Source organism: Flexithrix dorotheae DSM 6795 (assembly GCF_000379765.1).
In the GTDB taxonomy this organism is placed as follows: domain Bacteria; phylum Bacteroidota; class Bacteroidia; order Cytophagales; family Flammeovirgaceae; genus Flexithrix; species Flexithrix dorotheae.
This window is the reverse complement of sequence record NZ_KB903432.1, coordinates 147,691-160,345: the sequence shown is the minus strand read 5'-3', so window position 1 is coordinate 160,345 and position 12,655 is coordinate 147,691. Positions and strand designations below refer to the sequence as shown.

Sequence of the window (12,655 nt, the reverse complement as noted above, 5' to 3'; positions counted from 1 at the left end):
TATATTTTCCTTTTTTAGGTTGACAATTGATGTTTTGTTTAGAAGGCTAAATGGAACTTCACAGGAATATAAATCCAGGAGTCATAAGTATTGCCATGTATATCCTTTGCAGGCAACAAGTGCATGTATTTTACTTGTCTTAGACATTCCTCACTCATTTTTTGATGGGGAGATTTTACGACTTTTCGCTCTTTCAAACGTCCATCTGCAGAAATAAAAACAGCTAATATTACTGTTCCTTCGATTCCCATTTTTCGACACGCTTCCGGATAGGCAATATTCCTTTTAATTTCCGAATAATTGACTAACCACGCTGAATTGGCAAAGCTTTTATTTAAGGTTTGCTTCGGTTTGAAACCATCAGTTTTTTTATTACTTGCAAAAGTATTTTCCTGTGCAGAAACCGCATTACCCAAACAAATTAATAAAAGGGCTATAATTCCAAAATGTAGACGTAGTGCCATGATTAGACCGATTAAATAGATATGAGAAATTGTGTTATTTTAGAATTGTATTAGTAATGGGTGATCAGTTGCCCATCAATTGTAAAAACGGTTGTTTATAACTATAGCTGGAAGGTATAAGGCCAAAAAGTATTTGTTGATATTTACTGAAAAGAATTTTAAAGGTTGGGGGTGATTTGTTAATAAATTTAAATACGCACAATATTACCGAGTCCGGGTGAATCTCGGTTGAAAAACAAGTTGCAGTTTTTTGCCTAAGCTTTGTTATTTTTAATAAATGTAGAGGGGGAATTGCCAAACTTTTCCCTAAATAACCTGGAAAAATGCGAATGAGATTTAAATCCTGTTTCATCAGCTACTTCCCCTATGGAAAATGAACCATTCTCCAGCAGTTGTCGCGCTTTTTCCAGCCGAATGCCTTTAATAAAATCAGCTACGGATTGTCCAGATAGTTTTTTAATTTTTCGGAACAATTGAGCTCGGCTAACACCAAGTTCGATGCACATGTCATTTATGGAAAACTCGTGATTTGGCAAATTTTGCTGAACAAGCAGGATTGCATTTTCCAAAAAAACAGCTTCTTCGCTTTTTTGATCTTTTTCCTCGGAAGAAAAGGAAGATTCGGATAAATCCGACATTTGATAAGAAGCGAAGGTAGATTTTTGCTTTTTCTGATTATCAAAATAGAAATAGGAAATACCCATGAGCACGACCAACATAGAAAGTGCAATTCCCTGAAATAAAGAGGATTGCCAAAAAGATTGATAAATATTCAGGTTCAGGATAATTCCTTGCTCATTCCAGATCCCGTCATTATTGGAAGCCTTTACCTTAAATGAATACTTTCCCGGTTCCAAATTATCATATGAAACCTGACTTTCATTATTAGTGTAATGCCAGCTTTCATCATAATTATCCAATTTATATGCATATTGGTTTTTATTAGGATGAATATAATTGAGGGCCGCAAAGGAAATATCCAGACTGGAAGCTTCCTTAATCTTTAAATTCAGGGAAGAAAATTCACCAACTGTCAAATCCTTCCCGTTAGCTTTTACTGAGGTAAACACCACAGGTGGTGGATTGGGATTATATTTCAAATGGATAGGATCAAAAATATTTAAACCTTTAAGTCCTCCAAGCATAATCTTTCCGGATTTGGTAATGGTTGCAGTATTGGCATTAAAACTCCCTGGTTGAAGACCATCGTGTTCATCAAACTTTTTAAGAATTTCCAATTCCCGGATTTCTTCATTCCATTGGCATTTTAACAAACCTCCGGAACAAGTAATCCAGTAAAAACCTTCCGAATCTTCCAGAATATTGGAGACAATTCCTTCGAACACTCCTTTGCCTTCCACCAATTTCACGGGTTGAGCAATATTTTCTTTTAAAATGGTCAATCCATTACCCAGAGAAGAAACCCATAAACGCCCATGACTGTCTTCATAAATGTAATTAATGTGGTTTTTTTTGTATTGTTCTAACTTATGAATATTTAAATTTTGCTTCTCTACTTTATATAATCCTGTTTCTGTTCCAATCCATAAGAAACCTCCTGCTCCGCTTTTCAGAGTGGCTACTTTACCCATTTCCGCAAAGATATTTTTCATCGCTGGACGTTTAAATTCACCTTTCGCTACTTCAAATAAATAGACTCCCAAATCAGTACCAACCCATAAATTACCCTCATCAGTCTCTAACAATGCCGTTACGGTATTATGGTCACTTCCTAAATCAAAATATTGAAACTCATTCTGTTGAAATAATACTAGTCCATTTTCTAAAGTGCCCAGCCAGAGTTTTTCACCTTCCGGAAGAATACAATTCACCGTTTTATCCTTCAAATAATTCTGATGAAATTCATCTGTTTGCTGAAAGCTTTGAAATTGTCCTTTTTCAGGATCAAATCTGTTAAGTCCTCCTCCTAAAGTTCCCAGCCATATTTCCCCATTTTGGCCCTCTGCTATTGCAGCCACATTATTCATGCTCAAGCTGTTTTCGTTTTCAGGATTGTGCTGAAAAAGACTTATGTTTTTGGTGTAATGATTCTGAATTTTTACCCCTCCATTAGAGGTGGCAATAGCCACTTCCCCCGTATTCAGTTTATAATGGCAATACACACTGGCTTTACTTCCAAATGGATTATAATTTCCTTCTGTATCGTACCGGGAAAAATTGTCTGTATAATAATTGTAAAGACTTATTCCACCATTCATCCCTCCTAGCATCAGGTTCCCTTCCTCATCCTCAATAATAGAATAGACAGTATTGCTCGGCAGGCTGACTGATTTTTCTTCCTTCTGATAACGGGTAAAATTTCCGCTTTTGGGATTATACTTGTTGAGCCCTTTATTCTGGGCACCAACCCAAATATTACCCATGGCATCCTCATAAAGCGAACTGATATTATTCCCACTAAGTGTAGTGGGGTTTTGGGTTTCATATTGGAATCTTTTAAAAGTCTGACTTTCTGAATGGAATAAATTTAAACCAGAAAATGCCGTCCCAACCCACAACTGCCGCTGGCTGTCCTCCATAATTTTGCTCACCACATTTCCACTTAGTGATTTACTATTTGTAGAATCATTTGAAAAAGTGTGAAACTTTTCGGTGTCTGTGTCGAAATAACTCAAACCTCCCCAGCTACCCACCCAGATTTTCCCTTCATGGTCCTTCAAAATGGTTTCAATCTGTTGGTTTGGCAATGCGGTATTCCCGGAATTAAAACTCCTGATTTTTGTACGATCCCTATTAAATCTATACAGACCATATTTGGTCCCCACCCAAAGATTCCCCTCGTTGTCTTCCTGAAGGGCAGTGATATGATCGTTTACAAATTTATTTTGGGAACTTTCCCCATTTTTAAAAACCAGATAATTTTTTCCATCAAATCGATTCAATCCACTGAGTGTTCCCAGCCAGAGATAACCTGTTTTATCTTGGAAAATACAAGTTACAGTCGGATGGGACAGGCCTTCGATAGGCAATTGCATGAAATCCAACTTCTTTTGCGCAAATAAACACTGTTGGATAAATATCAATATCCAAATGAGCAGTGCCTGCATTTGCCAAAGAAGTTTTCTTTCCATATTTACAAAAATGTTATCACAAAAGAAGTTACCAAATTTTGATTAAACAAAAAAAGACAACAGGGCAATCCCTTAATTATTTTTATTTAGATTTATTATAGATAATGTTTTAATTATCCGATTCTTTATTTAGTTTAGCTTCTTTAAATTTTTAGCAAAAAAACTCATGCAAATCGAAGAAAAGGTATTATCTGATTCGATTACTAACTAAGAAAATTGAAAAACAAAGGTTTATGTCAAAGGAGCACATCAATGTAATACTAGCAGATAACCAGCCATTGACTTTTTTGGCTATTAGCCATTTACTGAGCCAAAAAAAAGTTTTTAAACTTATTTCAAACAGTATTTCAGCGAGTAATCTTCAGGAATTAATTAGAACCAAAAACGATTCCCTACTCATCATAGACTATAACTATGAAGATTTTTGTAAGCCAGATTTTCTTGCCAAACTCATCAGGCAATATCCCAAACTAAAAGTCCTGGTTATTTCTTCCGATAATGATAAAAAGCAGATTTTAAAGGTTCTGGAAGCAGGAGTAAAAGGATATATTACCAAAAATTGCAGTCTGGAAGAAATAGAATCGGCAATTTTAGCAGTCAGCCGGGAAGAAAAGTTTTATTGCAACAAAATTTTTGACCTTCTATTATTTAAACATCAGGAAGAGGAAAATGAAAACTGCCTTCCTACCAGCCTTTCTGCAAGAGAAACTGAAGTTTTGAAGTTAGTAGCAGAAGGAAACTCTACCCAAAAAATTGCCAATGATTTAAATCTTAGTCCTCATACTATTAATACCCATAGAAAAAATATTATCAAAAAATTAGGCATAAAATCACCCACCGATTTCGTCCATTTTGCACTGGAATTAGGAATTTTAAAAAAACAGGAATAAAGAATAATTGACCTTTATATTGAGTCTAAATGCTCACTGTTACCAGCTATAAATGGCGTAAATGGAATATGTGTTAAAAAGTTTGACACATTTCTGATATTTTAAACTAATTATCCTGATTAAATTTGAGATAAATAAATGGATTAAAAATTCATTTTCTAATAATTACCTAATCTACCAACAATTCGCTTGTTTCCATCAAAAAAGCCTGGCAAATTAAGCTTTTTTAAAGATGGTTTTCCAACGATAAGCAATAACAAGATTTTTTATTGGTAAAATCCAATAAAGATATTCAGCTTCTTAACAAAAACCTTTATCCAGGTTAAAACTTAGTCAAGGGTTTTCTATTAATTCATTGTGTTTTTTTTCAAATGTATTCACAGAGATCATCTGAAATAAAAAAAGTGAATTAAACTTTTTCCCCTGTCCAAAAAAATCTTAAGGAAAATTACTATCTGTGAATATATAAACAATATTCCAGATGGGAGAATAGCCTCTGCCTAAAACCCTAATTATCAGTGCATTAATTTCCATTTTTTATATAAATCAATTCTAACCAAAATTTTATTAGTCATGAAAACTTTAAAAACCTCCATTTTATTATTGCTGTTTGTGCCCGCAATTTTCAGCTGCGAAGAAGATACATTTACACCAGAACCACCTGTAATTGTCAACCCTGGGATTAGTATTTTTGGCACTTTCGATATGGTGACAAATTCAAAATTTGAGGAAATAAATGATCACTATGTGGAATTAAAATATGATTTAGAAGGAGAGGGAGTCACCAATCTAATGGAGATTGCATCAATAAAGCTCAATTATAAGAAATTTATTGAAATCAGCAGTGATAGCAGTATAGTACAAAATGGTTCTTATGTTATAAAAGCGAATTCTGGAGAAGAAATCTCAGGTGGATTTGGTGGACACCTGTATACAAATGAAACTGGAACTGAGGAAATAATCCATGCCGTTATTCTTGAAGGAACCCATCAATATAAGGATTGTAAAGGGGATATTATGTTTAAAATCACACATTTAATAAGTGGGAATTTGAATCTTGAAATAAATGGGAAGATTTTTTTGGACGATGAAATTCAACCTCAATAACCATAACAACAGTACATTAAAACAAAGTATAAACAATTAACAAGAATATTGGTCCAACTCTAAAAGTAGTTTAAGGACCAATATTTTTTTATCCCCCGAAGAAAAGAATCATAATTTATATTATCAGAACAGCTACCCTTCACCCAAAACATTTGCCGGGTTCTCTCTTGCAGAAAGCCACACCTGAGTGACAATGGTGATTAGTAATCCAGAAAATAAAACAAAATAGGCACCACAAATATGCATAGCATTTACTTCAATTTTAAAGGCAAAATTATCAAACCAGAACCCTGAAAAATAGAAAGTAGCAGGAAAAGAAATAATTATCGCTGTCACCACCAAAGAGATAAAGTCCCTAAGAAAAAGATGAGCAATACCAGATAATGAACTTCCTGCCACCTTCCTGATGGCAATTTCCTTTCTTCTGTTTTTAATGTTATGAGCAGTAAATGAAATAATTCCCACAAAAACCAGGACTAGGACAACCACAGCAAAAAACAGCAAATTCCTGATAAAAATTTCTTCATTTCTGTATTGCTCCTGGAAATAATCATCCAGAAAATAATAATTAAAATCACCTGAAGAAAAAGTTTCTCTATAGGTTTGTTGTATTTTATCCAAAGTTTCAGGCAAATGCTGGCTTTCCAGATTTATCGCTTTGAAATGTTCATTTCGGCTGGCCAGCACAAATCCGAGTGGTTGGAAAGGTTCTTTTAGGGAAGCATGATGATAGTTCTTAATCACCCCAATAATTTCCTTTTCCCATCTGGAAAATTTCACTTTTTCACCAATAGCTTCCTCTGGATGCTTTATGCCTAGAATTTTCAGGGTTTCTTCATTTACTACAACTCCCTCTTTGTCTGTCTCTTTATGGGCACCAAATCCACTTCCTGCCAAAAATTCGAAATCGAAGACCACTGAAAATTCTGGAGAAACCCTTCCCATTCTAAAGTTTTTAATCTCCTTAGAATGGTTTTTTAAATTAATTTTCCACCAATTATCATTGCCTGGAATTACACTTCCATTGGCATAGGACTTTACCTCTGGCAATTGAAGCAACTTGTTTCTAAAAACCTGATGGAGGGAATCACCCATAGTATTGTCAATTATAAGGGTTTGTTCTAATTTGAATCCCATATCCTTATTTTTTAGGAAATTCACCTGGCTGATTACTAAAATTCCAAAAAACAAAAATCCTCCTAAAATGGAAATCTGAATAGTCAGAAGCGCTTTTCCCAATAGATTCTTTCTGAATCCCAATACCTGGCCTTTTAAACCCGCTGCTGGTTCATAATTAATTAAATGCAGCACCGGATAAATATAGGCTAGGCCAATTATGACCAGAAAAAGCAAGGCTATTCCAATCCAAAGTAGCAGATTATCTTTCAGTGTAAACAGAAAAAAGTCTGATGGAAGGTTAAATAAATAATAATAATGATTCGCCACATAATCCAGCAAAAACAGGGAAATGCCAAAAACAAATAAAGTCTGAAAAAAATACTCCAGAAATAAAGCTGTTAATATCTGGGTTTTATTAGCCCCCAGAATTTTTCGTAATCCGATTTCCTTTATTCCATCCAGACTTTTAATGAAAAGAAAACTGGCATAATTAATCGCAGTAATCACCAAAACCAGAATAGCAATCACTCCTAATAATACCAACAACTGAAAACTTCCATTAACTTTAATTTCATTAGAAAAATTAGAATGTAAATGTATGTCTGTCAATGGTTGTAAGTGAAATTCCTCTCTTCTCTCAAATGCTATTCTCTGAGAAATTTCCTGCAGCAAAGCATGTGAAATTTTTCCCTCTAAAGTTGCCTTATTTGCTTTTTCATCGATTAGGAGGTAAGTATAGAAGTCGGAAAAATACCAATCTTCATTCATTTCCTGCCCCTGAAATCCCAGAAAAGTTTCAAAAGAAACGAGAAAATCAATGTCGAGATGAGAAGAACTGTTCTTTTCAAAAACTCCTGTAATCACAAATGGCCCTATACTTTCCAGTTCCTTTCCGATTGGGTTTTCATTTTTAAAATATTTTCTGGCAACAGCACTTGAAATCACAATTTTATTCATTCCCTCTAAACAAGTCTTCCTTTTTCCAGATAGCAGCGGGAAAGAAAAAAACTGGAAAAATTCTGGATCGCTATAGTAAAAATTCTTCTCACTGAGCTCCTGACCATTATAAAAAACAGATGCCGGAAAGGAATGAAGTCTAAGAGATTTTTTCACCTCTGGAAATTGGCTTTCCAAAAATGCACCTGCTGCGGGATATGTTTTTACATCTTTTGTTACTAAGTTTTCATCCTGAAAACGGTCATTTCGAATACGATAGACATTTTCAGCATTTTCATGGAACTGATCGTAATCCAACTCATGAATAATGTAGCTCCACAAAAAATTATAGGACAAAATTCCGGAAATAAGTAACAGAAAATTAGTTAGAAAAAATAACTTATTTCGTCTAGTCTTTCTTAAAAAAACCTTTAAAAGGAGCTGATACATAAGATTTTAAAATTAAAAAATGAAAGAAGAATATCCTTTTTAAAAAATTGAATCTGTTTATCCTAAATTTATAAAATAAAAAATGGTTTGTGGCATGATTACGCAATTAAAATAATGGCAAAATACCATTAAATTAAAATTATTTCTTCAATCAAATGAATGTTTTAATTTTCTCATCAGCTTAAAATATCATTTAAAAAATATTTGACTACCCGGGTTTTTGTTTAAATTGAAATACAATTTTTTACAATCAATTTCAATTCCCATGTACAAGCTATTTCCTATTCTGCTTATTATTTCCTTCTATTCCTGCACCAGTCCAAAGCAGGAAGAAGCCACGCAACCCGAAACTAATCAGCCAAACCAGGTTGCTGAAAATTCGGGATATGATGCCGAACTGGCCCAAAAATTAGGTGCTGATGACTATGGCATGCGAAAATATGTGATGGCATTTCTAAAATCCGGTCCCAATAGGGATCAGGATTCTGTTACCGCAGCCAACCTTCAAAAAGCCCACATGGAAAATATTGGCAGAATGGCTGAAGAGGGAAAATTGGTACTGGCCGGTCCTTTTATGGACAGTGGAGAATTCCGGGGAATTTATATTTTCGATGTAGAAACCGTAGAAGAAGCCAAGGCCTTAACCGAATCAGATCCCGCCATTCAGGCTGGCCGACTAGTGATGGAACTTCACCCCTGGTACGGCTCCGCAGCGATAAAACAAATTGTGGAAATTCATGAAAAAATCAGTGTGAAGGAGCCGTAGACAACAATGTTGATAATTAGATATGGATTTATTTATGTTACTTCAATCAACCTTGATAAAATCCTCCTGAAAGAAGGGCTTTTAATTTAACTTCATTCATCACAACTCAAACTCCTCCCCACCATACACCACTGGCTGAACCCAGGCGGCTTCTTTGTCTTTTTCTAATACCGGATTTTTCATTTCTTTATCGGAAATGATTTTTGCCCTGACAAATGTAGTTTCTTCAGTCAGTTGATAGGTCCCGGATTGCCCCTTTTCAGTTTTTAAGATTTTTGGGCCACCTTTCCCTTTTTCAATTCCGATAAACTGAATCTCATAATTTACCCCTTCTTCAACTTTTACTTCAACTGACAATTTATTTTTCAAATAACAAATTTTTTGTAAAGTTACTCCAGAACTGGCATAAAAACTTCCTTCTTCCATTGCGACTATCAGAGATCCTGCATCTAAACTTTCCGCCTTTACCATTACCCAGCCTCTTCCTGAATTACTATATTCTCCACCAAAAACATGGTAGTTATGGCTATCATCTGTAGCGATTCCAAACATAAGTGGTTTGTCATTTTTCAGGTAGGATTTATTTATCAAATCCCACATTTTTTCAGTTCCGATATGTTCCTCATCACCATAGTTATTCACCATGGGATGTCCATTGAAAACTTCAAAAAATCGCTCTCCATTTAATTTCTGCATGTCTTTCAATGAAATCGCATAATGAAAATTAGGATGATTGATGTGAGGAAACATTGGTGTACCTGTGGCAGACCGCTGAGCTAAAACGGCATCAATATTTTTCTGCATCACATTGGCTACACTTTTCCCTCCCTGTGGTGGTATAAGTTTCTGCACATTTGTGGCATTCAAATGGATGGGTTTGCCATCATATTCATCACTAATTTCTTCCGATGGAATAATAAGAAATTCTCCTTTTTCCTCAAACAGGGGTTGATATTCCTGAAGTGTTTTCAATTGCACCTGAAAACCTTCATCATCTTTTTTATAATTCACCCAATCCTCTCCATATTTTTTCAAATATTTTTGGAAAGCAGTTTGGTAAACTTCCATTTTAGGCACTGTTATCCACTTCTCTCCTTCCTGAAAAATATTGTGATCGGATAAGGCGACAAACTGATAATCATTAGTTTTATACCATTCCATAATCATTTCAGGAAAGGCATCTCCATCACTCCAATAAGAGTGGGTATGTAGATTTCCCTTGTACCATTTTCCCTCAACAGTTTGTGCCGAACAAGTATGGGAAATTAAAAGCATGAGAAAAAATATGACTATTGGCATTAGTTTTTAGGTTTTAATGTTTAAAACCTAAAATCAGCATTATTTTTTTTGTTCCAAAATGAATCCTGATATTTAACTAAAAATTAAACCGCTTTTGGCAGCTCCCAGGGACTTCTGTATTTCGGAGTGATGAATTTATTGGCCGCTTTGTGATCAAATTTGCCTTTTCCCACATCCCAATTCAATTTATAGGCTCCTGAACGAAGTGCGATATTGGCAAAATGAGCATAAAGTGCCACATTTCTACCAACTTCCGCATTACAGGAAGGCTGTTCTCTGGTCTTAATACAGTTTACAAAGTCCTGAGCATGCAACACGGTAGAGTTGGCTTCAGAATTAAATTTTGATTCTTCTATTTTGTTAGCTTTTTTAGCATTATCCCACTCCGGATATATTTCCCAACCTCTTCTATCTGCGACTAAAGTTCCATTTTCACCAACAAAGGCAATTCCATATAACCTGCCATAGGGACCATTTTGTGTCCCTGCTGTATGCTCCCATTGAATTAAATAATCATCTTCCATGGGGAAAAGCACCGACATAGTATTAAAGGTCTCTGTGGATCGGTCACTAAATTCTCCATGAGTTCCGGAGGCCAGCACCGATTTTGGTGGTGTTTCTATTTTCCTGGCCCAAAGTGCCATATCAATCAAATGGACTCCCCAATCAGTCATTAAACCTCCACCATAATCCCAGAAAAAGCGCCAGCTCCCATGGAATCGGGAATCATTAAAAGGCAGAGTCGCTGCCGGTCCCAGCCAAAAATCATAGTCAACTCCATTAGGAGCAGGAGTATCTGAGACTTTTTTAGGCCCTAAGCCATAATTAAAATTTGCCCAAATATTAGCTCTCCTCAATTTACCTAATTTGCCAGACCAGATTTCCTTCATTGCAGCATTCCAAACTTCACCACTTCGTTGCTGTTGGCCCACCTGGACTATCCTGTTGTATTTATTAGCCGCAGCCACCATTAAATCACATTCCGCAATAGAATTAGCCATGGGTTTTTCTACGTAGACATCCTTCCCTGCCTGGCAGGCATAGACACTGGGTAAACAGTGCCAGTGATCTGGTGTACCAATAATCACAGCATCTATATCTTTTTGTTCAAGCAATTTTCTGAAATCGAGATATACTTTAGGATCTTGATTGTATTTGTCTTTCAATTCAGCTTTCTTTTCATTAAGCACATTTTCATCCACATCGCATATCGCTACACAATTAACCTCAGGCATGGTCAAATGATCTTTTAATACCGCAAATCCTCTTTGTCGACAACCTATTAGCCCCACATTTACCTGATCGCTTGGAGCAACTTTCCAGTTTTTAGCACTTAGAATGTGGGGAAAAGCCAGGCTGCTTCCGGCAATTGCCAATCCCGAATGGTGTAGAAATTTTCTTCTTGAGTTTTTCATTTTCAATATTGAGTAAAGTGAGTAATTTTCATGAGCTACAATGCAGTAAAGGTACTTTTATAACTTATGGTTGCACATTGAATACCATTTGTGCTTTGTTCATTTTCAACAATGGGGTATTTTAATCCGGCTTTTTTACTCCATTTAAAGATTTCTTTAAAATTAATTTTCCCTTCTCCTACACAAGTCATTTTTCTTTCAGATGTCAAATCCATGTCCTTTACATGGAATAATTCAAACCTTCCTGGGTATCGCTTAATTAAGTCCACAGGATCTGCATTTCCTTTTTTTACCCAATACAAATCCATTTCCACTGTCACCAACTCCGGGTCAGTATTTTTCATCAATACATCAAAAGGTTTATCCATTTGGCCAATATCAGCAAATTCTTTATCGTGATTATGCCAGGCCAACCGGAACCCTTCCTTTTTTACCTTTTCGCCAATTCTGTTCAACCGTTCCGCAGTTTTCTTACATTCTTCCAAAGTCAGATTTGTGGCAGAACTCATCCACGGCCAATAGCAAACAATATAGGCATAATTTAAGGCATTCGCCTGATCTAGATACTTACCCAGGTCTTTTTCGAAGTTCCCCATAGCCGCTCCTCCGGCAATTGATTTTAACCCCAGACTTTTCAGTATTTTTCCATATGAGGCTGCTGATTTGCCATAAACTCCTCCTTCTACATAATTGTACCCAAGTTCAGCCAGTTGCTCTAGTGTTTTTTCAGGATTCTCTTCCATTTCCTTCTTCACAGTATTGAGAATAATCCCCAATTCCCTCTTTTTTCCCAAGAACCAATTTTGTGGGGTAGCCATTGACAGGCCAACCATTCCCAAAGCGGAATGGTGAATAAATTTTCTTCTTTTCATTATTTACAATTTTTTCGCACTCTTTTTTTAGTTCAATTGTACTAAACCAAATATTTTATGAAGTCTTAATTAAAGAAATAAGTTAAATCTCTTTACTTTGTAAGAAGAACAAATTTTGAAACACCTGCCTACCTACCTTTCGCTCAACCCGGATATTCTAATTTCGAATTAGATGGATTTGAGTAATCCCTGAAAAATTACCAAAAAAAATAATCAAATAAAATTTCAAAAAGTTGAAACAATTT

9 protein-coding genes are annotated in these 12,655 nt (G+C 35.5%); 3 read left to right on the top strand and 6 right to left on the bottom strand.

Going from position 1 to position 12,655, the window contains the following annotated elements; genetic code table 11:
- Nucleotides 1-38 precede the first annotated feature (38 nt).
- Nucleotides 39-464, bottom strand: coding sequence for an energy transducer TonB (locus A3EM_RS0107960; protein WP_020527664.1), 426 nt, complete (start codon nt 462-464; stop codon nt 39-41).
- Nucleotides 465-718: 254 nt separating this feature from the next.
- The gene (locus A3EM_RS0107955) at nt 719-3,556 is read right to left on the bottom strand and encodes a two-component regulator propeller domain-containing protein (protein ID WP_020527663.1); all 2,838 of its coding nucleotides are present in this window, start codon (nt 3,554-3,556) and stop codon (nt 719-721) included.
- Nucleotides 3,557-3,789: 233 nt separating this feature from the next.
- Here A3EM_RS0107955 and A3EM_RS0107950 point away from each other — a divergent pair, with 233 nt between their 5' ends.
- Together A3EM_RS0107950 and A3EM_RS0107940 are read left to right on the top strand one after the other, a co-directional pair.
- A complete protein-coding gene (locus tag A3EM_RS0107950; RefSeq protein ID WP_020527662.1) occupies nt 3,790-4,446 on the top strand; it encodes a LuxR C-terminal-related transcriptional regulator in 657 nt (218 codons plus the stop codon).
- Between the two features lie 573 nt (nt 4,447-5,019).
- Entirely contained in the window at nt 5,020-5,553 is a 534-nt protein-coding gene (locus tag A3EM_RS0107940) for a hypothetical protein (RefSeq protein ID WP_020527661.1), read from the top strand.
- Between the two features lie 132 nt (nt 5,554-5,685).
- Here A3EM_RS0107940 and A3EM_RS0107935 read toward each other — a convergent pair whose 3' ends face one another.
- Nucleotides 5,686-7,965, bottom strand: coding sequence for an ABC transporter permease (locus tag A3EM_RS0107935; RefSeq protein ID WP_169513338.1), 2,280 nt, complete (start codon nt 7,963-7,965; stop codon nt 5,686-5,688).
- Between the two features lie 358 nt (nt 7,966-8,323).
- Here A3EM_RS0107935 and A3EM_RS0107930 point away from each other — a divergent pair, with 358 nt between their 5' ends.
- A complete protein-coding gene (locus A3EM_RS0107930; RefSeq protein ID WP_020527659.1) occupies nt 8,324-8,824 on the top strand; it encodes a YciI family protein in 501 nt (166 codons plus the stop codon).
- 99 nt (nt 8,825-8,923) lie between these two features.
- Here the strand turns inward: A3EM_RS0107930 and A3EM_RS0107925 are convergent, their stop codons facing one another.
- The 3 genes from A3EM_RS0107925 to A3EM_RS0107915 form a co-directional block, all read right to left on the bottom strand.
- Nucleotides 8,924-10,123: a PHP domain-containing protein gene (locus A3EM_RS0107925; RefSeq protein ID WP_157637784.1), complete on the bottom strand. Its 1,200-nt coding sequence runs from the start codon at nt 10,121-10,123 to the stop codon at nt 8,924-8,926.
- Nucleotides 10,124-10,206: 83 nt separating this feature from the next.
- On the bottom strand, nt 10,207-11,538 hold the full coding sequence (locus A3EM_RS0107920) for a Gfo/Idh/MocA family protein (protein WP_020527657.1): 1,332 nt from the start codon (nt 11,536-11,538) through the stop codon (nt 10,207-10,209).
- Nucleotides 11,539-11,573: 35 nt separating this feature from the next.
- On the bottom strand, nt 11,574-12,410 hold the full coding sequence (locus A3EM_RS0107915) for a sugar phosphate isomerase/epimerase family protein (RefSeq protein ID WP_020527656.1): 837 nt from the start codon (nt 12,408-12,410) through the stop codon (nt 11,574-11,576).
- Nucleotides 12,411-12,655: the final 245 nt, after the last annotated feature.

What these genes read in the sequence shown, in the direction of transcription:
- A3EM_RS0107960 (WP_020527664.1), bottom strand. Translation starts at nt 464, where the DNA reads ATGGCACTACGTCTACATTTTGGAATTATAGCCCTTTTATTAATTTGT.
- A3EM_RS0107915 (WP_020527656.1), bottom strand. Translation starts at nt 12,410, where the DNA reads ATGAAAAGAAGAAAATTTATTCACCATTCCGCTTTGGGAATGGTTGGC.
- A3EM_RS0107930 (WP_020527659.1), top strand. Translation starts at nt 8,324, where the DNA reads ATGTACAAGCTATTTCCTATTCTGCTTATTATTTCCTTCTATTCCTGC.
- A3EM_RS0107950 (WP_020527662.1), top strand. Translation starts at nt 3,790, where the DNA reads ATGTCAAAGGAGCACATCAATGTAATACTAGCAGATAACCAGCCATTG.
- A3EM_RS0107925 (WP_157637784.1), bottom strand. Translation starts at nt 10,123, where the DNA reads ATGCCAATAGTCATATTTTTTCTCATGCTTTTAATTTCCCATACTTGT.
- A3EM_RS0107940 (WP_020527661.1), top strand. Translation starts at nt 5,020, where the DNA reads ATGAAAACTTTAAAAACCTCCATTTTATTATTGCTGTTTGTGCCCGCA.
- A3EM_RS0107955 (WP_020527663.1), bottom strand. Translation starts at nt 3,556, where the DNA reads ATGGAAAGAAAACTTCTTTGGCAAATGCAGGCACTGCTCATTTGGATA.
- A3EM_RS0107920 (WP_020527657.1), bottom strand. Translation starts at nt 11,538, where the DNA reads ATGAAAAACTCAAGAAGAAAATTTCTACACCATTCGGGATTGGCAATT.